Below are 22699 nucleotides of genomic sequence, written 5' to 3'. Positions count from 1 at the left end.
CTGTGAAAAAACGAACACGCCTCTCGGCGAACATGCGGCCGCTATCTCAGCGATCACGGCCACGGCCGTCCTCCTGCTGACGGGTATCCCCTGTCCGCGTGCCCGAGGGTGGCGGCGGGGATTTTTCCGTCACGTCACTTGCTATGCGTCACTCTCGTGACAGGCAAATTCGAAATGTTCATGGGCGCATGAATCAATTCGATGCTGCGACTCACACCTTATAGTGTTGCGCGAAATAGCCCTTAACTTGGCGAACGAACCAACTCAGCATCGGATCGTGGCGGTTGCGTGGCCATTGCGCGACGAGCACGATATCGCGCCGCGCAAAGGGTGCTTCCAACACCTTGAGGGGCATGATCGACGCATAGTTCTGAAACACCCAGGAACTCCCCGTGGCGACCAGATCGCTGCCGATCAGGATCGCGGGGAGAGTCGCCTGGGACGTGGTGCGGACGCAGATGCGTCGCGCGCGCAGCATATCGATGCCATTCTGGTCGAGCGCGAACGCCGTCGTTTCCCCTCCACGCGCCACGATATGGCGTGCCGCCCGGTACTGCGCCTCGGTAACGCCAAGGCGGTCCTGGAACTCGGGATGCCGGTCCCAGACCAGACAACTCACCCGGTCGGTCAGGATCGGCATCGTCTCCAGCCCTTCGACCGCCATATCCCCGGACAGGAGCAACAGGTCGGCGCCAAGTTCGAGCGATCGTGCGGGCCGCTCGATATCGAGGGGCATCACGCTCACTTGCAAACCGGGCGCGAGGGTCGACAGGCTGCGCAGCACCGGTCCGAGCAGCATCTGCTCGTTGGTATCGTTCGCCGCGATGGTGATCGTCTCGGTGGTGGTCAGGGGATCGAAGGCGATCGAATAGTTGAAGGCCCCCTCCACCTCGCGCATGATCCGGCGCACCTCGGGCCGCAATGCCTGCCCCAGCGGCGTCAGATGCGCCTCACCGGCACCATGGATCACCAGATCGTCGCTGAAATGGTCGCGCAGGCGGCGAAGCGCATGGCTCATCGCTGATTGGCTAAGGCTGACCCGACGCCCCGCCTCGGTCAGCGTCGGAGCGTGCAGAATGGCGTCGAGCGGATAGAGAAGGTTGAGGTTCAACCTGCGCACCGGCACGTCATCGGCCGGACCGGCACCTCCATTTTCCGACGCCGTCGATCGATCGTTGCTCGCCACGCTTTGCCTTTATGCCGGAATATCGACGCTTCGCCCTGCGCATGATGCCAGTTTTCCCGACAGGATAAAGCCCTCCGGCTGGCGCCAGTCCAGGCGCCGCCCGAATAGCTCAGCCCAGGGCCTTGCGCATCCGGGTCAACGGCACAACCACCCCGTCCACTTGCGCATCGGCATGCTCGACCATGTGATAGCCGCAGGCGGCGTAGAGCGGGACGCCGCCCGCCGTGCCCATCAGTTCGACGGAAGCAAAGCCTTCCGCCCGCGCCGCCTGTTCGCAGCGGTCCAGGATCATGCGGCCGATCCCGCGCCGGACATGATCGGGATGGGTATACATGGCACGGATGCGCGCGGCGTCGGTGGCGGGGTCGAGCAACGCCGGGTCGCGCAGCTTGGTGCTGTGATCGCCGCCATAGAGTGTCGCGCGGCGGCTCCATCCGCCGCAGCCGACCGGCACGCCCGCCTCCTCCACGACGAAATAGGTGCCGTCGCGCACCAGTTGCGTATCGAGCCCCATCACGGTCCGGCTGGCGACGACCTGCGCCGGGTTCAGCACCGCGGCCTGCCCGTGATCGATCGAGAGCGTCATCACATGGCGCAGCGCGTCCAGATCGCCCTCGGTCGCGAGGCGGATGGTCGGCCCGGCGCTCATGCCTCCAGCTCCAGCCGCCAGGTCTCGCCCTGGAGCGGGACGCCGAAATGCTCGTGCATCGCGGTTTCGATGCAGGTGAAACCATGGGCGGCATAGAGCCGCCGTGCGGGTTCCAGCACCGTATGAGTCCACAGGGTCAAGGCATGATAACCCGCGTCGCGCGCGAAACCGACGCAGCGGCCGACCAGCGCATCGCCGACCCCTCGGCGGCGGGCAAAGGGCTCGACATGCAACAGCCGCAACCGCGCCACCCCCTCGCCCTCATCGGTGACGAACACTGCCCCCGCCATCACGCCGTCGATCTCGGCCACCCAGCATTGCGAGCGGGCGGGATCGTAATCGCGCAGGAAGGCGGCGACCACCTCGCTCTGCATCGCTTCCAGTTCCCCGGTCCAGCCGTAGCTTTCGGCATAGAGCACCGACTGGCGTGCCGCGATCAGCGCAGGTTCGCCGGTGCGGAACGGTCGGATGACGAACGCCCCGCCCGACGACGGGTCGAGCAGCAGCCGCGCCCGCGTCAGCGCCTCGACCAGTTCGCGCCGCTCCGCCCCCTCGACCGTGGCGAGCAGATCGCCCACCGCGTTGCTCTGGCGCTGGTCGACGACGGCAAAGACCGCGCGCCCCGCCTCGGTCAGGCGCAGGTCGCGGGCGCGGGCATCATCGTCGCGGCGGACGCGGACGATCCAGCCGCGGTCCTCGAACCGCGCGACCAAGCGGCTGAGATAGCCCGCATCCATGCCCAGCGCCTCCTGCAACAGGCTGGCCGTCACCGGCTCGCGCGTCGCAATCTCGAACAACAGCCGCGCCTCGGGCAGGCTGGCCTCGGTACCCAGAAAGCGGGCGTCGAGCGCACCGATCGTCTGGGTATAGAAGCGGTTGAACCGGCGGACGGCGGTGACGTCTGGATGCTCCATACCGCCATGCTGGATCAGATTAGTTGACCGAGTCAAGTTTTCCCTGAATTCGCGGGACGGGATGGCTGTCGGTGATCGCTGCCAATGGGACCGGGTGGCCGTAGCGATAGCCCTGCCCCAGCCGACAGCCCAGCTCGCGCAGGCGCTCGGCCTGCCACTCGGTCTCGATCCCCTCGGCGACCACCACCTTGCCCAGGCCCACGCCCAGCCCGATGATCGCGCTGACAATCGGGAAGGTGCCGCCATCGGCCTCGTCCAGCCCGGCGACGAAGGACTGGTCGATCTTGATCCGGTCCACCGGCAGGTCGCGCAGATGGACGAGCGAGGCATAGCCGGTGCCGAAATCGTCGAGCGCGATGCACACGCCCGCCTCGTGCAGGATGCGCAGGCTGGACAGGATGCTGTCCGCCCCCCGGTCGAGCATCACGCCCTCGGTGACCTCGACGCACAGCCGTGCGGGCGCGACGCCGTGATGGGCCAAACGCTCCAGGACCGCCCGCGCCGAGCGCGGCCCGGCGAGTTGAGCCGAGGTGAAGTTGACGCACAGCACGCCCAGCCCCTCGCCCCCGTCGCGCAGCGCGATCAGCGCCAGCTCCAGCACATGGTCCTGGATACGCAGGCCGATCCGCTCGGCGACCAGCACGTCGGCGAAGCGATCCGGGCTCATCATGCCATGGACCGGATGGTTCCAGCGCAGCAACGCCTCGTGCCCGCACACCGCCTCGGTCTCCAGCGAGACGATGGGTTGCAGGCACAACAGGAACTCGCCCTGCTCCAGCGCCTGCTCGGCCTCTCCGGCAAAGGCCATCTGAAGATCCTGAAGGCTGCGCTGCAGCGGGTCGTACCGGACATAGCGCCCGCGCCCCAGCTTCTTGGCGGTGTAAAGCGCCAGATCGGCATCGTGATAGAGCAGGTCCAGCGCGTCGGCATCGTCGGGATAACGCGCCGACCCGATGCTGAGCGACATGGTCCGGCTGCGGTCGCGGGGATGCCATTGCTCGCCCTGCACGCTGGCGATCCGTTCGGCCAGATCGGCCTCGACATGCAGCGCGCCGGGGCAAAGGATCGCGAACTCGTCGCCACCGATCCGCGACACCCGCACATCGGCCATCGAGCGGACGACCCCGGCCAGCGCGTTCCCGACATGGCAGAGCAGCATGTCGCCGCTGGCATGGCCCAGTCGGTCGTTCACGTCCTTCAGATAATCGACGTCGATCAGGAACAGGCTGAACGGCATCGACGCCTTCATTAGCGCGTTGGCCTGCTGCTGATAGGCGGCGCGGTTGCCCAGCCCGGTCAGGAAGTCGGTCTGCGCGGCCAAGCGTAGTGTCTTGGTCTCGGCCAGGTCGATCTCGCGACGCTGGCGGGCATGGTCGAGTTCGCGCCGGATGCGGCGGAAACGGTCGGCGATGGCCAGCGACAGCACCAACGCCTCGAACGCCAGCGCCAGGAAGGTCGCCATGTCGACCGCGTCATTCTGCCGCACGAAGCCCAGGTTGCGCGCCAGCCGCAGGACGAACAGCGTGATGACCGGGCTCCAGCCGATCATGTAGAACCAGACCACCCGGCTGCCCCGCCGTGCCGCGACGAAGCAGGACCAAGCGATCAGGACCGAGGTTGCGGCAATGTCGTAATTGAGCAGCCGGTCGGTCAGCACCGGCGGCAGCAAGGTATCGGCGGCGGCCAGCGCGCCGAACACCGCGCCGCCGATCGCCAGCCAGCGCCCCGCCCGGATCAGGCCGGGCGGCAGCACCCCGTCCTCGATCACCGAGAAGAAGAACATGTTGCACGCCGCGACCATCAGCCCGACCAGCGCGAACCAGATGCGCACCGCGACCGGCCCGACCAGCCAGGGAATGACCAGCGCCGCCATATTGGTCCAGATCAGGCCATAGACCAGCGCGACCGCCACCCACAGCAGATACCAGCGCTGAAAGGCGGGCCGCCGCCCGGCATGGATTACCAGATTATAGAGGAACGCCGACAGCAGCGTGCCCGTGAACAGACCCATCAGCACCAGCCAGCCGACATCCGAGCCGTTCATGACGCTGCCGGGCCGGGCCACCACCTTGCGCATCAGCGACAGGTCGTCGATCTGCCGGAAACCGATATACAGCCCGCGCACGTCGCGACCCGGCGTGGGAACCACGAATTTCAGCAGCCCGCCGGGCGTCCAGTGATCCCGCAATTCGGCATAGGACAGCGACCGCCGGATCGTGCCGCCGCGCGTGACGACCAGCATGGCGATCCGGTCGAACCGGGCCTGGTCGATCAGCAAATCCCAATTGGCGGGCAGGAACCCCAGCTGCGACGTATCGAGGCGAAGCCACAGCCACTCCGCTCCTCGCGTCGGCGCCTGCGCCTCGCAGCGATAGGGGGCATCGACGATCCCGGCATTGGTGGCGTCGTCGGGCAGCGTGGCGCTACAGACCGTGCGGTGCAGATCGACGGATTCGGCCGATGCCATCCCCGGCATCAGGGCGGCCAGCAGCAACAGCCCGGCAAGGCACCACGCCCCGCATTTCGATAACAGCTTCCCGGCCTTCATGCCGCCCCGTCCCCAACCCCGTGTGATGTGATGGAAACAAGACGGCCAATCCCGCAGAGCTCCCCGCTCCCGCCGCTTACCCCGGCCGTGCCCTGCCCGTATTTCCGCGCCGTCGTCAATCTCCGTATTTCAGGCCCTTGAAACCATGATGACTTTTTTCCGGACGATCGAAAAAGCAGCCGCTTTCGCCGACGGAATCGCCACGTCTCTGGCGGTCGGAGCGGGCTTTGGGCATGGAGAGGTATGACGATGTTTCATCGGATCGCCCGATCGCTTCCCGCCTCGCTCTCGCTGCTGATCGCGGCCTGTTCGCCGCTGACCACCTTCGACAGGCTGGTGCCCAAGGATGGTGGCGGCAGGCGGGTGGCCGAAGCGCGACCCTATGGTTCCGACCCACGGCAGACGCTCGACATCTATGCGCCGCGTGCCCCCGCGCCGGGCCAGCGGCCGGTCGTGGTCTTCTTCTATGGCGGCAGCTGGAACAGCGGGACGCGCAGCGGCTATGCCTTTGTGGGCCGGGCGCTGGCGGCGCAGGGCTTCGTCGTGGTGATCCCCGATTACCGGCTGGTCCCCGCCGTGCGCTATCCCGCCTTTGTCGAGGACGGTGCGGCGGCGGTGCGCTGGACGGAGGGCCATATCGCCGGCTTCGGCGGCGATCCGGCGAAGCTGGTGCTGATGGGACATTCGGCGGGCGCCTATATCGCGGCGATGCTGGCGGTCGACGATCGGTGGCTGGGCCGCGACCGGCAGGCGGTGCGCGGGCTGGTCGGGCTGGCCGGTCCCTATGACTTCGCCCCCTTCGACGTGGATGTTGCCCGCGCGGCGTTCGGCACCTGGCCGCGCCCGGAGGAAACCCAGCCGGTCCATTGGGCCGGAGCGGGCGATCCCCCCGCGCTGCTGCTGGTCGGGGGCGAGGACAAGACGGTCCAGCCGCGCAACAGCGAAGCGCTGGCCGCCCGGCTGCGGGCGGGCGGCGTGCCGGTGACGCTGCGTTCCTACCCCAAGCTCGGCCATGTCGGACTGATCCTGTCGGTCGCCCGCCCCTTTCGCGGTCGCGCGCCGGTGGTGGCCGATGTCGCCACCTTCGTGCGACAGGTGACGCGTTAACGCGCGTCCGGGATCAGCCAGGTCTCCGCGACCTGCTTGCCGCGACCGCTGCCCCCCATGCCGGGCGGGCGGGTCCAGGCGAGATCGAGCGTACCCTTCGCCGTCGCTTCGCGCGGGATGGTGATCGTCACCTGCATCGGGTTGGCGGTGCGGACGAAATGCTCCTGCAACACGATATGCCCGTTGGCGACCAGCCGCATCGGCAGCGTATAGTCCTCGCCCGCATAGGTGATGGTCAGGCGATAGCCCCGGCGCGGGTCCAGCCCGTCATAATGCAGCCGGAGCGGGCTGTCGTAGAGCGTCTCGGCATAGTCCAGCTCGCCCGGCCACCAGCCGTCCGCCGGGATGCGGTCGGCGATGCCGTCGATGGCCGTGGTGAAGAATTGCGGATCGGCGAGGAAACCCGCCCCGCGCACCAGATGCGGCTCGGCATCCGGGCGGCCCAGATCGTCATAGAGCGCGCCTTCCGCCCGACGGCTGCGGTCGGGGATCGGCCAGCCCTTGGCCGTCTGCGCCTCGATCCAGGCACGGCCGGTCAGGTCGACATCGGCACGGTCGAGATTGGCGCCCCGCTCGATATTAGACGCGCCATAGCGCTTGACGCTGAGTTGCAGCCGCGCCTTCTGCCACAGACGTTCGGCCAGCGCATTGAGCCGGTCGAGCAAGGCCGCGACCTCCGGTCCGTCGCCGGTCGCCAGGATCGCGCGCGCCTGATCCGGGCTGGTCGCGGCCAGCGTCGCCGCGCGCCGCGCCCGCGCCGCGATGGTGCGACGGCGGACCAGCGCGTCATAGACCGCACGGTAGCGCAGCGCATCGATCCGCCAGTCGGCGAAAGCGGCGGGCCGGACCTGATCGGCCAGGCGCAGCGTCGCATCGATCGTCGCATTGGTCGCGGGGTCGCCAACCCAATTCGCCTCCAGCGCCGCCGGAAGCGCCGCCGCGCGGGGATCGCCGATGAACACGCGCGCATATCGCTGCGCGAATACCTGCGGATCGGTCTTCGGATTCCAGCCCATGCGGAACCACAGGAACTGGTTGAAATCGTCGTTCACCCCCTCGGAGTAGGTGATGAACCCGGCGGTCAGCGGGGCGAACCGGGCAAAGACATGGGCATAGGCGGAGGGGCGCGGATTGATCGGCTCGCGCCCCTCGGTCAGCGCGAACTCCGGCCACCAGCGCGGCACCGGGAATTGCGCGTGCATGGTATGCGCGATGTCGGGATAGAGGATCAGCGGATAGCGCGCCGGTATCCGCGCCCGCTCGACCGACAGCGGATCGCGGGTCTGCGGGCCGACGAACACGCCGGTCAGCCAGTCGGGCTGTTTGTCCAGCTCGCGGTAGAACGCCTCGAACCCGGCGGCGTCGAAGCCCTGCGACGAGATATAGACGGGCGCATTCGAATTGCGTGCGCGCAGCAAGGCCGCCTGCTGCGCGACCAGCGGGAACAGCCGCGCGGGCGCCGTATGCCCCGGATCGCCGCCGGGCACGTATAACGCATCCACATACGGAAGATCGGCGAGCACCCGCCGGAACGCCGCGACCTCCGCCGCCACCACGCCGGGCTTTTCGTAATCGCCCAGCTCGGGATAATAGAGCGCGACATCCAGCCCCAGCCGGTGGGTGATCGCGGAAATCCCCGCCAGTGTCTCGCGCGGCGGAGCGGGAAAGAGTGGCCCGGTCGCATCGTCGTCCGACACCGGGGCGATGATCTGCACCCCGCTGGCGCCCCAGAGCGCGAAATCCTCGATCCGCCGCTGAAACATGGGCAGCGTCCAGGCGTCGTAGCTGTTGTTCTTGGGCCGATAGCCGATCTGGGTCAGCCGCGTCGCATAAGTGGGCCGTTGATCGACCGGCTTCTTGACGGTCAGCCGCGCGGTTCCTCCCGCCACGTCGAGATGCCGCAACACCCATCCCGCGCCATAGACCAGCCCTCGGGTGGCATCGGCGGTGACCACCGTGACCGGCCCCACCCGCCGGATCGCAAAGCCTTCACGGCCCAGCCCCGTCGGCCGACGCCACCGGCTGCGCAGCTTCGCAGGCAACGCCGCCGCGACCGTCCCCGACGGCGCGACCAGTACCCGGACCTCGCCGCAATGCGCGACGCGCTCGGCGATCCGGCGGCCCAGCAGGTCGGCCGCCACCTCACCCCCCACCCCCGCCGTCACGCAGGATGCCGCAAATGCTGCTGCCATTACGATCATGGGCTTATCCGAAGGGCTGGAAGAAGTGAGTCTGCCGGTCCCTATGCCTGCTGGACGCCGCTTTCGATAGTCGATCCTTCCTCAATCGTGGCGCAAGGCCCAGGCGGGCGTGGCGCGGCTGGCGCGCAGCGACTGGCCCAGCACGGTCAGCACCGCGATGACGATCGCAAGCAGGCTGGCCCCGACGAAGAAGAGCGGCGACAGGCTGATCCGATCGTCGAACCCCGCCAGCCAAGTCCGCATCGCGACGAACGCCAAAGGCCAGGCGATGACGTTGGCGATCAAGACCGGCCGCAGGAACTGCCCGACCAGCAAGCGGACGATATCGGCCGATGAGGCGCCCAGCACCTTGCGGATGCCGATCTCCTTGACCCGCCGCGCCGTGTTGAACGACGCCAGGCCCCACAGGCCGACACAGCCGATCAGCACCGCCAGACCCGCGCCGATCCCGAACAGCCGCGTCGCCCGTTCATCGGCGTCATAATAGCTCTGGAGCAGTTGGACGCTCGTATCCCCCTTGAACGGCGCCTCTGGCGCGACCCGCTGCCACGCGGCCCGGACAGCGTTCATGACGGTACGCGGATCGCCGATGAAGCGGATCGTGACCGAGGGCCAACGCACGATCCCGCGCGTGTAGTAATAATAGGTCGGCTGGGGCGGAGTACGAGGCGAGAAGAAGCGCAGCGCGTCGATGACGCCGATGATGGTCAGCGGATGCTCCTGCCCGACGGTCTTGCCGATCGCCTGTTCGGGCGACGCAAAGCCCAGTGCCGTCACCGCCTCACGATTGATGACGATATTGCGCGGGTCGCCGCGTTTCCGGTCAGTGCCGTCGTCCGTCCGATGCGCATCGTCGAAGAAGCGCCCGGCCAGCAGCCGAGGGCCGTAGAGTCCGAAAAAGTCGCTGCCGACATTGATCTGGCGCAGCGAAGGACCCGGACCCGGCCGTCCGGGGACCGCGACATTCGCGGCATTGTTGTTGCCCAGCCTGCCCATGGCCGTGTCGGCGGTGGCGACCATCGTGACGCCGGGCACTGCCTTGAACGCCGCGATCAACGCGGGGCGCTTGGCGGCATCGACATAGCTGACCCATGGCAGGATCAGCATCCCGTCGCGGCGAAAGCCCAGATCGGCGGTGCGGAGATGCCGGGTCTGCGCGACCAGCACGCCGGTGCCGATCAGGAAGGCGATAACCAGGGTGAACTGGAAGACGACCAACGCCTCGCGCGCCCGTGCCCCCGCCCGGCCGCCGCCCGGCGTCCGCGCGGACGCGAGCACCGAGGCTGCGGGAAAGCCGGACAACAGAACCGCCGGGTAAAAACCCGCCGCCGTCCCGACCACCAGCGACACCAGCAACAGCACGGGCACGACGATGGCATAGGGCATGGCGAGCGACAGTCCGCCCGCCGCGTTGACCAGTGGCAGGCCGATCTCCGCCAGGATCAGGCCCAGCAGCCCGGCCACGCCGACCGCCAGGATCGCCTCGCCCAGGAATTGGCGGATCAACGTCGCGCGGTCGGCGCCCAGCACCTTGCGCATCGCCACTTCCCGCGCCCGCAAACCCGCCCGTGCGCTCGCCAGATTGATATAGTTCACCACCGCGATCAGCAGGGTGAGGACGCCGACCACGCCCAGCGTCACCACGGTCTGCTTGCGCCCGCCGCTTTCCCCGTTCGCCGGCTCCAGATGGACGCGCGTGATGGGCAACAGTGGCAGCCCGAATTTCGACGCGGCGTTCGGGCCCAGATCACGCGCTCCGCGACGATCGATAAAACCGGGTATCCGGTTCTCGAACGCCCTGGCTGCCGCCTCGTCGGGGAAGCGCAGATAGGTCAGCACCGATCCGCTACCCCAGCGGGTCCACCATTCCTCCGGATGATAGGTCGACAGGCGGGTCAGGATCGAGAACCGGAAATCGGTCGTCTTGGGCAGATCCTCGAACACGCCGGTCACGCGGCGCGTGGATTTGTCGTCCAGCATCAGGGTCAGGGTCCGCCCGATCGGATCGGCATCGCCGAAAAAGCGGCGTGCCGCCGAACGGCTGATGACCACGCTCGACGGATCGGCCAGCGCGGTCGCCTTGTCGCCTGCCACCATCGGCAGGTCGAAGACCTGGAAGAAGGAGGCGTCGACCTGTGCGACATCCTCCAACTGGGCGATACCGCCGCGCATGACGCTGCCGCCCTCCTCGCCGCCCATATACCGGGTGCCGACCAGGCCGGGGAAATCCTGTAGCATCTCGTCCAGCAGACCGCCCATCGAATCGGGTAACTTGCCAAAATAGGGCCCGTCACTGCGCTTCCAGTCGTTCTGGACCAGATAGATCTGATCATGATGCGGCAGCCATCGCTCGAAGCTCGTCTCGAACCGCACATAGAGGCCGAGCACGAAGAACACCGCGATCCCAACCGCCAGCCCGCCGATATTGAGCGCGGCATAGAGTTTGTGGCGGGTCAGCGAACGGTAGAGCGAGAGAAGGGCAAAGCTGTTCACGCGAAACGTCCCCCATGTCTGATCGCGCGCCGGACGACTGCTAGGCTGTGGTGGCCCGGCCTGTCTATGCGGCACTTGCGCGGATCGGTTGTTCGGTCATCATGGAGGAACTGTCCCTGCCCAGCTTCGGAAATGCCAACTTACTATGAAATCAGACTTATCTTCTTCGACGCGATCGGATGGCGGGACAGGTGCGGACATTGTGTCCGCGCACGGACACCCGACCGGACTGTCAAGCGGGTGGGAGATATTGCTGGTCGAGGACGATCCGGTCGTGGCACGGTCGACGGAAATCCTTTTTCGGCTGGCAGGCCATCGGCTCGACATCGCGAGCGATCCGGGTGCGGCCTATTCCCGGCTGGCGCGGCGGCGTTACGATGCGATCCTGCTCGACATGAATTTCTCGGCCGGATGCACCAACGGCCAGGAAGGACTGGGCTGCATCGCGCGGATGGTGGCGGACGACCCGGATGCACGGATCATCGTCATCACAGCGCATAGCGGCATACGCATCGCGGTCGCGGCGATGCAGGCGGGCGCACGCGACTTCGTGACGAAGCCCTGGCGCAAGGACGATCTGCTCACCAAATGCGCGACCGTCATCGGCGACCGCCCGGCCGGGGGGACGCCGCCGCCCCGCCCGATCGGTGGCACCATGCTGCTCGGCGAGTCCCCCGAGATGGCGGCGGTGCGCGCGGTCGTCCAGCGGGTCGGGCCGACCGTCGCCAACATCGCGGTCATCGGCCGGTCGGGGTCGGGACGGACGCTGACGGCGATGGCGGTTCATGCCGCCTCGACGGATGCCGCCGACCCGCCGATCCGGATCGACCTGCGCGATGCCGAGCAATGGCATGGATTGAGCGAGGCACGCGGAACGGTGCTGCTCCGCCATGCCGACCGGCTGGACATAGTCGCCCAGGCGCGGCTGCTCGACCGGCTGCCGATGAGGCTGCGCTGCATCAGCATCGCCGACAGCCTGGCGCCGCTGTCGCCAGCCCTGCGCCGCCGTCTCTGCACGCTGGAGATCGCGGTGCCGCCGCTCGCGATGCGCAAGGGCGATGCGGTGATCCTGGCGCGGCATTTCGCCCAGACGGCTGGAGAGAGTTTCGGCCGTCCTCGCGCCCGGCTGACCCCCGCCGCCGAGGCGATCGTCGCCGCGACCGAGTGGCCGGACGAGGTGCGCGGGCTGGCCGCCGCGATCGAGCGGGCTGTGCTGCTGTCCGATGACGGGGTGATCGACGCCGCCGCGATCCTGCCCGCCCCCGCGAGCACGACCCTGCCGGAAACCGGCCCGGCCGCTGCCTTCCGGCTCGACGATGCCGAGAAGCTGATGATCGAGGCCGCGTTGAAGGAGCATCGCCATAATATCTCCCGCGCCGCCGCCGCGCTGGGGCTCAGCCGGGGCACGCTATACCGGCGAATGGCGCAGCATGGGCTCTAGGCTGGCGCTAGCGATTATCGGGGCAGGGGCGGCGCTGGCCTGGGTGCATGGCCTCTGGCTGGCCCTGGCAGGCGGGGCGCTGGCGATCCTCGCCCTGTTACTGGCCGATCGGCTCACCGCCCGGCGTCCGGTCGCGATGGCGGTCGCGCCGGATGAACCCGATGCGGCCAGCCACCGCCTGTTACTCGACGCCTCGCCCACGCCGCTGTTGTTGATTGATGGATCAGTGGTCCGCGCGCTGAACCGGGCGGCGAGACAATTGTTCGCCACCGACGACCGCGTCCTGCCCGTACCGCCGCCGCTGATCGACCGCACGGCGACGCATCTGCGCCATGCCGGGCGAAGCTGGCGCGCCGACCGGGTCGATGTCGCCAGCCGGTCCGTCGTCGCGCTGATCGATGTGGAGAGCGAGGAACGCACCGCCGAGGCGCGGGCGAGTGCCGAGATGATCCAGGTGCTGGGACATGAAATGCTCAACGGCCTGGTCCCCATCGTCTCGCTGGCCGAATGCGGGCTGGCGGCGGCCGAGGCGCGTGACAGCGATCCGGCGCTGCTGCCCGAAATCCTCACGACCCTCGCCCGCCGGGCGGAGGGGTTGCAGCGCTTCACCGAAGCCTATCGCTCGCTCGCCCGGTTGCCTCCACCGATGCGGCAGGACACCGCGCTGGCGGAACTGATCGACGATCTGGCGCGGCTGTTCGCGGGGCGCTGGCCACAGGCCGTGCTGACCGTCGCCGTGCCACCGGACCTGATCGGCGCCATCGACCGCGATCAGCTCAGCCAGGCGCTATGGGCGCTGTTGCAGAACGCCGTCGAGGCGACGGGCGAAACGGGCCATGTCGACCTGTCCGTCATGGCTTCGGACAGACATTGGACCATCGAGGTCAGCGACGACGGCCCCGGCATTCCGGCGGACCGAACGGCGGCGATCTTCCGCCCCTTCGACACGACAAAACCGACGGGAAGCGGTATCGGCCTCAGCCTGGCACGCCGGATCGCGCAGGGGCATGGCGGCATGCTGGACCTGCTGCCGATCGCGCCCACGACGTTCCGTATGCGCCTGCCGTCCGACATAGGCGGCGACTCTGCGCAAACGCCCTATTGAGTGGCTCGGGGCTATGGCCGCCCAACCAGCCGCGCCAGGGCTTTCCGGCGCGCGGCGGGAGCGAGGCGGGACAGGTCGCGCCGCTCCCGCTCCGACAGGGCATGGCCATGCCAGCCATAGGTCGCCATGCACCCCGCGATCGTCTCGCCCGGCGGGTTTCCCGGTGCGCCATTGTCGAGCAGTGCCGCGCCATCCGGGCGCTCACCACCGGCCGCCGGGCCGGTGGTGACGAGCCGACACCGCCGCAGATCGGCCTCGACCTGCGCCACCGTCGCGCCCTGCCGCCGATAGATGGTCAGCGGCACCGGATCGGCCACCACCAGCAGCAGGGCCGCCATCATCAGAAGGACAGCTTCAGCCCGGCGCGATAGGACTGGTTGCGCACATCCTCGCGCCCTACCGTCGAGTCCGCCGCCAGCGAGACGGTCGCCCGACCCGAGCGATAGGCGATGCCTGCGCTGATCTCGCCCCAGTTGCGGTCCTGCGTCGCGGTCAGGAAGCGCGCCTCCGCCCGCGTGCCACCTGCGAAACCGGCGTTGAAATAGCCCGGACGTCCCTCGAAATCATGGACGTAATAGGCCGAGGCGAAGGGGCGGAAGCCGCCTTCGGTCGCGTCGATCTGAAGCCCCGCGCGGCCCTGAACGCTCAGGAAGCGCTCGCGACCGTACACCAGCGCCGGGCCGGTGCCCGTTTCGCCCGTGGGGGTGAAGTCGATGCTGCTGGTGCGGATCGCGACGCGCGGGCCGAAGCGTACCGCGCCGCTGCCCTTGGTGTAGCTCGCGCCCACCTCGCTCGACAGCGCTAGCGCATTGTCGCGCGAGCGCAGGTCGAACGCCGTGCCGACGAAGCTGCCCTGACGCCGGGTCGAGGACTGGTACACGCCCGCCCCGAACTGCGCATCGAGCGCCGGGCCGAGCGTGCCGCCGAGCCGCCCATAGAGCGTGCCCTGGATCAGCTCGCCCTTGGCCGACTGGCCGAAACGCTGGTCGCCGTCGATGTCCGAATAGGACAGGCCGAAGCCCAGCGCCGCCGTATCCGACACCCGCGCCTCGACACCGCCCGCGATATAGAAGCCGTCGAACGGATCGCGGCCGCCGATGGTGCCGGGCATGGCTGCGCCCGACCCGTCGACATAGCCTCCGGCCAGATAGGCGGAGACATTGTCGGGCAGCATGTTTTCGCGAACCATGCTGGTTGGCGTGTCGCTGACCGTCTGGGGGCGGCCGGGTGCGACGATGGCGTTGGCCGCGAATTCCAACGGCTTGCCGATCATCGCGACCGTGCCGCCCGCAAAGCCGTCCGGCGTCATTCCGTTCAGGCGGTCGCGATAGAAGCGCGCGATATTGTCCGTCGCGGTGGTGCCGATCGCCCGGCGCGTCGTCTCCGCCCGTGGCGCGATCGCCTCCAGATTGCCCCGGATCGTGCCGACATCCTGAAGGTCGAGCAGGTCGTAGGTGCCGCGCAAGTTCGCATAGGCCGAACGATTGGCGTCGAGCAGCCGCGCATAGGCGGTCTGCACCGGCGTCGCCGCCACGACGCTGGCATAGGGCCTGGCCCCCACCGCCGCCGTCACCCGACCGGCGCTGTAGCTCAGCTCGGGATAGAGGATCGCGCTGAACGCGGTCGCGCTGCCGAAGCTGCCCGTGATGCCGTTCGAGGCGGTCAGGATCGTATAGCTGTCGCCGTAGCGCGGCACATAATTGACCGGCCGCAGCGTCAGCGTGCCGCCGCCGAGCACGATGCTGCGCGCCGCCAGCCGGTCCGACGCCCCGGCGGGGCCGATATCGGCGACGAACTGGCTGCCCGAACCCAGGCTGGCGTTCCCCGCCACCGTCAGCGTGCCAAATGCGCCGGTGCTGCCGGGCGAGACGATGCCGCCCGATCCGGCGGTCAGCGACGCGACGCTACCGTTACCGGCGAGGATACCGCCGGACACCGCCGTCACCGCCGAGCGGGTCAGGCTGCCGTCCACGGTAAGCTGGCCCTGCTCGACGCGGGTCGGGCCGCTATAGCTGTTGGCGGCGGTCAGGATCAGCTCGCCGCCGCCCCGCTTGACCAGACCGCCGATGTCATTCGGGAAGCCCGCCAGCACCTCGGCCGAATAACGGTCGCGCGCGTCGGTGATCGGGTTGCTCCAGATATCGGTGGTGCCCGACGCCACCGTGACTTCGCGCGTGTCGCGCAGCGCGGTCGGCCCGCGCAGCGCCACCGCCATCTGCGGCGCCCCCCACCCTGAGCGCAGGTCGACGCCCGGCGTGTCGAGATCCTTGGAACTGGACACGAGAATGTCGGAGATCAGCCCGGTATTATATTCGGGGAAATACTCCATCAGCAGCGCCGCAAAGCCCGAAACGTTGGGCGCGGCCATCGACGTTCCGGTCAGCGCGGCATAGCCCGGCCCGGTGAAGGTGATGTACTTCTGAAGCTCGGCGGTGATGAGCGCATTGGCCTGGGTCAGCACCGAATAGGAGAAATCCCGGCCGACCAGCGCGACATTGCCGGGGATGGTCAGGATCTGCGCCAGACGGCTGGTATAGCCATCGGGATCGGGCGTCATGAACCGCGCGCCGTATGCCAGCGAGATGCCGACCGCCTGCTGCGCCACCTTGGTCCGCTCGGCCTCCCCGTCGAAGAAGCGCCCCGATGCCTTGGCCGCATCACGCCGGTTGAGATAGTCGTTCAGCACGCCCAGCCACGCATTGACCGCCGCATTCTGCAACTGGGTCAAGGTCGTCGCGGCATAAATGGCCGGGTACATGGCGCGGGTATATTTGGCGCGGATCGCGGTGCCGTCGACCAGATAGGTCGGTGCCGAGGACACGACCGAGCTGCCCGGCCCCGACACGCACCAGGTCGCGGTCTGGCCGCACAGACTGGTGCTGGCCGCCGCCGTGCCGTCCGCCAGATAATTGGTGACGGACAGCCAGTTGGAGCGCAGCCGCAGGTCATTGAGCGGCGTCACCGCATCGATGCTGGCATGGACGCCGCCGCCATTGCCCGCCGAAAACACGACCAGCACGTCATTCTTCAGGACCGGATCGTAAAAGCCGCCCAGCGTCTGCTGAAACGCGGCCCGCGCCTGGGACGGGGTCAGCGTATAAGGCTGGGTCGCGGTCGACCCCCAGCTGTTGTTGATGATCCGGACCCGCCCGGTATCGGCGAGCGCGGGGATATTCTCCTGCGCGGTCGCGACCATGACATTGTCCAGGATCTGGTCGCGCCACCACAGAAAGTCGCCCGCCGAGAAGTTGGTCGTCGCGGACAGGATATTCGCGCCGAACGCATTGCCGAACATCACGCCGTTCGCCAGCCGGTTGCCCGCCGCCGTGCCCGCGACATGGGTGCCGTGGATTTCCCAGGGCCGCCGGGGATTGACCATGCCGTCATTGCCATAGGTCGAGGGGATCGGCGTGCGCAGCCCCGAAATCTTGCCCGATCCGGCGAACAGCGGATGGTTCATCGCCACGCCCGCATCGTTGATGCCGATCGTCTGCCCCTTGCCCGACAGACCCAGGACATAGGCATATTCCAGCCCCAGATAGCCCTTGGTGTAATCGACCGAGAATTGCCTGTCCTGCCGCCAGGACGCCAGCGCCGCGTTATAGTCCGCCGTGCGCTGGCCATTAGCCATCACATAGCCCCCGGTCGGCGCGGGCGGCACATACTGGCTTTGCGCGGCGGCGGAGCCCGCCTGAACGAGACAAAATGCAGCGATCGCCAGCAACGATACGCGAGAAACGCCCACCCCCACGATAGTCCCCTTATTATCCATCGATATCATAGATTTAAGGATGACGGGGTTTTCATGGAGCCAGAGGACTGTCAACTCCGAAAATGGATTAATTACAAAGGTTTGCAAAGTTTTCTTGTTTCGACTCCGGAACGATGCCCGATGACGTAACGGAAAGGAAGCTGAAGGACTGTAGAGCGCCGGGCCGCACCGCACTTAGGCCCAAGTCGTCAGCGAGGCTGGCGAATCGCCTGACGCACGGCCACCAGCGCGTCGTCGCAGCGGGCCGCCAACTCTTGCGCCGACAGCTTCGCCAGATCGAAACGCAGCTCGTGCATGGTCATGCCGGATCGATAGCCGTCGGGCCAGACCGCCGTCTGCTCGAAGCCGCAGCGCAGGAAGAACGGCGCGACCTGCGGTGAGGTGTCGACCGTGACATAGCGCGTCGGCGGGTCGGCATGGACCGCGACATGATGCAACCGCGCCATCAGCAACAGCCGCCCCAGTCCGCAGCCATGCCAGGCCGGTGCCGCCATGCCCCAATAGAGCAAAGCCTTGTTGTAATGGTCCCAGACCTCGTAGCCGCCGAACGCCGCCGCGCGTCCGTCGATCGCGACGACGAAGGCGGGACCGTCCGGCTCGTCGAGCGTCTCGATCAGCCAGTCGCGGTCCCCCGCTCCGAAATAGTCGGCCCGATTGGCGTCGAAGATCGCCAGCACATCGTCACGGTCGGCCTCCACATAGGGGCGGACCTCGACATCGATCATGCCCATAACGCCACCGTCTCGATCGCCCCGCCCTCGTCGCGGGTCCAGCATTGCGAGGCACGCTCGCCTTCGCGATGCGCGGTCGATAAATGATCGTCGATCAGCCGCGTCTCGATCGTCTCGGCGGCGATGCGGCGGGGATCGCCGATCAGCTTGGCATGCGCTTCCTTGATCGTCCAACGCCGCATCCAAGCCCGAGGCGTATCGGCCGCGGCGCGCACGTCCCGCACCTCCGCCGGGGTCAGCATGTCCCAGAGCGGGGGCGCATCGTCCACCACTTCACGGTCCACCGCGATGGGCTGCCGCGCCGCCGCGATCAGGCAGGCCCCGCCGCGCCCGGCGATGCCGAGATACCAACCCGCCGGGGACGCGACCTGCGGCTGGCCGGTCGCACTCCGCACCAGCCGGACCGATCCCCCCGTCAGTCGGGCGAGCAACGCATCGGCCAGCGGAGCGCGCTTCCCTCGCCCCGGATCTGACGCACGCCACACGACGGGCGTGGCACCATCCCAGTCCAGCCGATCGAGCGGCCCGTCATGCCGCAGCGGAATCATGCCTCGGTGACGATCCGCGCCGGGCTGCCTTCCCAATTGGTGCCGTCGGGCAGCGTCTCGCCCTTCATGACGACCGACAGGTCGCCCAGCTGTGCGTCCGCCCCGATCTCGGCATCATACAGCACGATCGCCAGCGAGCCGATGGTGGCCCGGTCGCCGACCTTGATCGCCCCGACCTTCATCACCCGGTCCTCGAACAGATGCGTCTGCAGCCCGGCATAGTCGTTGAGCGCGACATCGTCGCCGATCGTCACCAGATCATGCTCAGTCAGGTCGGTGGTGTCGATATAGCAGCGCCTGCCGACCTTAGCCCCCATCAGCCGGAGATAGAGCCCGATCCAGGGCGTGCCGCGCAACGGCTCCAGCAAGTTGGCGACGGCGAGGTTCTCATAGGTCGCGGTGACCAGCTCGGTGCGCCAGACAAAGGTGCTCCACAAGGGCGCGGTTCGTGCCCGGTAGCGCCCGACCACCAGCCATTTCAGCGCCAGCACGAACACCCCGCACGCCAGGCAGAAACCGACATAGAGGAACGGGAAGGCCGAGATGATGACCAGTCCGCCCCGCTCCAAATCGTCCAGATCGCCGACGATCGACAGCAGCGCGCTGAAGAACACCAGGAACGCGGTCAGCGACAGGGTGGTGCGGATCGCCTCGATCGACAGCCGCGTGGCGATCAGGCCCTTGGACGGGTTGAAGCGGGCGCCTTCGTCGAACATCGTCGCGACCTGCCGCACCGGCAGCTTGATCGCGGGCGAACCGAACCAGGTGCTGCCCGCCTCGGTGGCCAGGGTCAGGTCCTCGGGCGGCTTGGAGAGGACGCCGATCAGCACCTCGTCGCCGATCTGCGCGCCGGTGGGCAGCAGCGCCGAATTGCCGATGAAGCTGCGGCGGCCGATCTTGGTATGCGCCAGCTCGATGGTGCCATGGCCGATCTTGGCCGCGCCGAAGATCACCGAGTCCGCGATGAAGCTCTCCGGCCCGATCTCGACCAGATCGGGGACAATGGCGCTGGCGGTCGAAATCTCCGCCCGCCGCCCGACCTTGACGCCCAGCGCGCGGTACCAGGGGATGACGTAGAGCGTCGCGAAGATCGGGTGCAGCAGCCGCAGCGCCAGGTCGTTGATCTGCCGGACCATCCAGTAACGGACATAGAACCAGCTATCGAGACGATAGACGCCCGGCTTCACCCTCCCAAGGATCAGCCGCTTGGCCAGCACCGTCAACACGCACATCATCACGATATAGGTCGCGGCGAGCAACGGCGAGACGAGCATATAGCCATAGCCGGTCGTCGCCCAGTCCAGCTCGATCAGCGCGATCAGGCCCGGCGCGATCGGCAGGATGGCGATGATCGGCAGCAGTAGCGCGCCGATGAAGATCGCCAGCGACGGCCCCGCCCGCTTGCCCGTCGTGATGACCTCGCCCGGCTCGACCATTCGGTCGAAGGCAGCGGGCGATCCGGTCCAGCGTTGCCCGGCCGGGATCACCGTCTCGGCGGGAAGCGCGGCCATGTCGTCGAGGATCGCATCATCCTCCAGAGCCGAATTGCGGCCGACCACCGACTGGCCGCCGACGAACGCGCGGTCGCCCAGCGTCACCGTGCCCAGCCGCAGCAACCCGCGCTCGACCGAGCTGGTTGCCATCACTGCCTGATCGCTGACGATGGCATCGTCGCCGCAGGCGAACAAGTCGGCGGTGTCGATGACGCCATTGCCGATATAGGCGCGCTTGCCGATCTTCGCGCCCAGCATCCGGTAATAGCCCCGGATCATCGGCGTGCCCGCCAGATAGGGCGTCGCCGTCACCGCGATGATCCGCCGCACCAGCCACCAGCGGAAATAGGTGCCGCCCCATAGCGGATAGTCCCCCGCCTTGAACCGCCCCGCGATCAGCCACTTGGCGGCAATCGAAAACAGCATCGAGGCGACCGGCACGATGGTAAAGAACAGCGCACTCAGGATCAGCGCGTCGATGCGCGGCATCCGCCCGGCCAGGTGGGTATAGGCGACATAGGGAAAGAACCATTGCAGCCCGGCGATGGTATAGACGGGCAGCAGCGCGACCGTCTGCGCGGCGACGCACAGCCAACGCTTCCATTCGGGAACGCGGTGGAAGCTCTCCTCGGTCTGAACCGCGACCGCCGCCGCGCCACCGATCCGGGTCGCGAGCGCACGGATGGTCGGCGCGGCATAAAGGTCTTCGAGCGACAGCCCCTCCAGCCCCACGACCTTGCGCGCCGCCGAGACCAATCGCGCGGCCTTGAGCGAATGGCCGCCCAGATCCTCGAACAGATCGTCGGTGACGGATACCGGCTGCGGCGCGAAGGCTTCGCTCCAGATGGCGTGGAGCTTTTCCTCCATCGGGGTGGCGGGCGGCTCGATCGTGCGGCCGGTGTCGACGGTGATCTCCGGCTTTACCAGCGCCTTGCGGTCGACTTTGCCCGAGGCGGGCAAGGTCGGCAGCGCCGCCAGCTGCTGATAGGCGGCGGGGCGCATATAATTGGGCAGGCGCTCGGTGACGCGTGCCTTGATGTCGGCAATGTCGATCGTCTCGCCGTTCCGTGCGACCAGGAAGGCGGCCAGAAACTCCGAACCATCGGCATCGGTGAACAGATGCACCACGGCCTGCGCGACGCCCGGCGCCTCGCCTATCACCGCCTCGATCTCAGCGAGTTCGACGCGGAAGCCGCGAATCTTCACCTGGGTGTCGATGCGCCCGACGAAATCGATGTCACCCGCCGCGTCGAGCCGAACCAGGTCGCCCGAGCGATAGATACGCTCCGACCCACCCGACACGGTGTCGAACGGGGTCATGGTGAATTTTTCGGCCGTCAGGTCGGGGCGGTTGACGTAACCGACCCCGACGCCGGGGCCACCGATGACCAGCTCGCCCTCCTGCCCCGCCTCGACCGGCTGCAACTGCTCGTCGACGATCCAGGCGGTATAGCCGGGCAGCGGCTTGCCGATGGTGATGCGCTTGCCCGGCTGCACCTCGGTCCAGGTCGCGGTCACCGAGGTTTCGGTCGGGCCATAGGTGTTGAGCAGCCGAAGGCCGGGCCGTGCCAGACGACGCGGCAGGTCGGCCGGGCATGCCTCGCCCCCCATGTTGATCAGGCGCAGGGTCGGCACCGGATGCTCGACCAGCGCGATCAGCGAGGGAACGACATGCCAGATCGTCGTCCTTTCCGCCGCCAGCGCGACGGCGACATCGGGGCCGCTCGCCGCCAGCGGCTCGGCCGCGACGAGCAGCTTGGCGCCGACGAAGAACGCGCTCCACATCGTCTCGACCGACATGTCGAAGGCCAGGCTGAACCCGCCGAACACGATGTCGTCGGGCTCTAGCGCCAGGATCGCGCTTTCGGAGCGGACCAGGTGACAGGCATTGGCATGGGTGATCATCACCCCCTTGGGCCGTCCGGTCGTGCCCGAGGTATAGATGATATAGGCGAGGTCGTGCGGGTCCGCCCCCGTCACGTCGCGGCCCATCGGCACCGGCGGCTCGGCGGCCAGGTCGCCCAGTTCGGCATCCAGCGCCAGCGTCGCCCCCGGTATCTCGCCCGCCCGCGCCCCGGTGGTGATGGTCAGCGCCGCGCCGCTATCCTCGATGATGAAGGCGATGCGGTCCTGCGGGTATCCCCAATCCACCGGCACATAGGCGGCGCCCGTCCGCAATACGCCCAGGATCGCCATATACTGGTCGAGCCCGCGCGGCAGGCACAAGACGACGCGGTCGCCCTTCCCCACGCCCTGCGCCCGCAGCCGATGCGCCAGCGACAGGCTGCGCTGGGCCAGCATGTCATAGGTCCATTCGGTCGAGCGGCCGAATTCCTCGTCCGCGCCGATCAGCTTCAGCGCGGTCGTCCAGCCGCGCGTCCGGCAGGTCGCGTCGAACAGCTCGTGCAGCAGCTCGTCTCGGGCATAGGGCCGGTCGGGGCGCAATGCCGGGGCCGGGGCGATCGAGGCGTGGATGCTCGGGGCGACGGGTGCTTCGAATTCTCCGAGCAT

General features: G+C 67.9%; 14 protein-coding genes. 3 read left to right on the top strand and 11 right to left on the bottom strand.

Translation table 11 applies throughout. The features are described 5' to 3' along the window. Positions 1-211: 211 nt before the first annotated feature. The 4 genes from KV697_RS18315 to KV697_RS18300 form a co-directional block, all read right to left on the bottom strand. Positions 212-1186, bottom strand: a complete 975-nt coding sequence (locus KV697_RS18315) for a LysR family transcriptional regulator (protein ID WP_219019399.1) — start codon at positions 1184-1186, stop codon at positions 212-214. A gap of 109 nt (positions 1187-1295) precedes the next feature. Next, a complete protein-coding gene (locus KV697_RS18310; RefSeq protein ID WP_219019398.1) occupies positions 1296-1835 on the bottom strand; it encodes a GNAT family N-acetyltransferase in 540 nt (179 codons plus the stop codon). Further along, entirely contained in the window at positions 1832-2749 is a 918-nt protein-coding gene (locus tag KV697_RS18305) for a bifunctional helix-turn-helix transcriptional regulator/GNAT family N-acetyltransferase (RefSeq protein ID WP_219021498.1), read from the bottom strand. Before KV697_RS18305 ends, KV697_RS18310 begins: the two co-directional genes overlap by 4 nt. Positions 2750-2768: 19 nt before the next feature. Continuing rightward, positions 2769-5297 (bottom strand): putative bifunctional diguanylate cyclase/phosphodiesterase, encoded by a 2529-nt coding sequence (locus KV697_RS18300; RefSeq protein WP_219019397.1) that lies wholly within the window; start codon positions 5295-5297, stop codon positions 2769-2771. A 243-nt stretch (positions 5298-5540) separates the two neighbouring features. On the opposite strand from KV697_RS18300, the gene KV697_RS18295 reads away from it, so the two are divergent. Next, entirely contained in the window at positions 5541-6404 is an 864-nt protein-coding gene (locus tag KV697_RS18295; protein WP_257575436.1) for an alpha/beta hydrolase, read from the top strand. Here KV697_RS18295 and KV697_RS18290 read toward each other — a convergent pair. Both KV697_RS18290 and KV697_RS18285 read right to left on the bottom strand, forming a co-directional pair. Beyond that, complete coding sequence (locus tag KV697_RS18290) at positions 6401-8605, bottom strand: hypothetical protein (RefSeq protein WP_257575435.1); 2205 nt, start codon at positions 8603-8605, stop codon at positions 6401-6403. The genes KV697_RS18295 and KV697_RS18290 overlap by 4 nt on opposite strands. Before the next feature lie 81 nt (positions 8606-8686). Beyond that, entirely contained in the window at positions 8687-11098 is a 2412-nt protein-coding gene (locus KV697_RS18285; protein ID WP_219019396.1) for an ABC transporter permease, read from the bottom strand. A 202-nt stretch (positions 11099-11300) separates the two neighbouring features. Here KV697_RS18285 and KV697_RS18280 point away from each other — a divergent pair, with 202 nt between their 5' ends. Both KV697_RS18280 and KV697_RS18275 read left to right on the top strand, forming a co-directional pair. Next, a complete protein-coding gene (locus KV697_RS18280; protein WP_257575434.1) occupies positions 11301-12539 on the top strand; it encodes a sigma-54-dependent transcriptional regulator in 1239 nt (412 codons plus the stop codon). After that, positions 12529-13644, top strand: a complete 1116-nt coding sequence (locus KV697_RS18275; RefSeq protein ID WP_219019394.1) for a sensor histidine kinase — start codon at positions 12529-12531, stop codon at positions 13642-13644. The genes KV697_RS18280 and KV697_RS18275 overlap by 11 nt, the downstream gene beginning before the upstream one ends. Positions 13645-13655: 11 nt before the next feature. Here the strand turns inward: KV697_RS18275 and KV697_RS18270 are convergent, their stop codons facing one another. The 5 genes from KV697_RS18270 to KV697_RS18250 form a co-directional block, all read right to left on the bottom strand. Continuing rightward, entirely contained in the window at positions 13656-13985 is a 330-nt protein-coding gene (locus tag KV697_RS18270) for a hypothetical protein (protein ID WP_219019393.1), read from the bottom strand. Next, positions 13985-17416 carry a S8 family serine peptidase gene (locus KV697_RS18265; protein ID WP_219019392.1) on the bottom strand — a complete coding sequence of 1144 codons (3432 nt, stop codon included), beginning with the start codon at positions 17414-17416 and terminating at the stop codon, positions 13985-13987. The genes KV697_RS18270 and KV697_RS18265 overlap by 1 nt, the downstream gene beginning before the upstream one ends. A gap of 188 nt (positions 17417-17604) precedes the next feature. Then, positions 17605-18141 (bottom strand): GNAT family N-acetyltransferase, encoded by a 537-nt coding sequence (locus KV697_RS18260; RefSeq protein WP_219019391.1) that lies wholly within the window; start codon positions 18139-18141, stop codon positions 17605-17607. Next, complete coding sequence (locus KV697_RS18255; protein ID WP_219019390.1) at positions 18138-18695, bottom strand: 4'-phosphopantetheinyl transferase superfamily protein; 558 nt, start codon at positions 18693-18695, stop codon at positions 18138-18140. Before KV697_RS18255 ends, KV697_RS18260 begins: the two co-directional genes overlap by 4 nt. Continuing rightward, positions 18692-22699: a Pls/PosA family non-ribosomal peptide synthetase gene (locus KV697_RS18250; protein WP_219019389.1), complete on the bottom strand. Its 4008-nt coding sequence runs from the start codon at positions 22697-22699 to the stop codon at positions 18692-18694. Before KV697_RS18250 ends, KV697_RS18255 begins: the two co-directional genes overlap by 4 nt.

Origin of the sequence: Sphingomonas sanguinis (assembly GCF_019297835.1) — a bacterium.
Classification (GTDB): Bacteria; Pseudomonadota; Alphaproteobacteria; order Sphingomonadales; family Sphingomonadaceae; genus Sphingomonas; species Sphingomonas sanguinis_D.
Note: the sequence above shows the minus strand (reverse complement) of the source record. Positions and strands in the feature narration are given on the sequence as shown.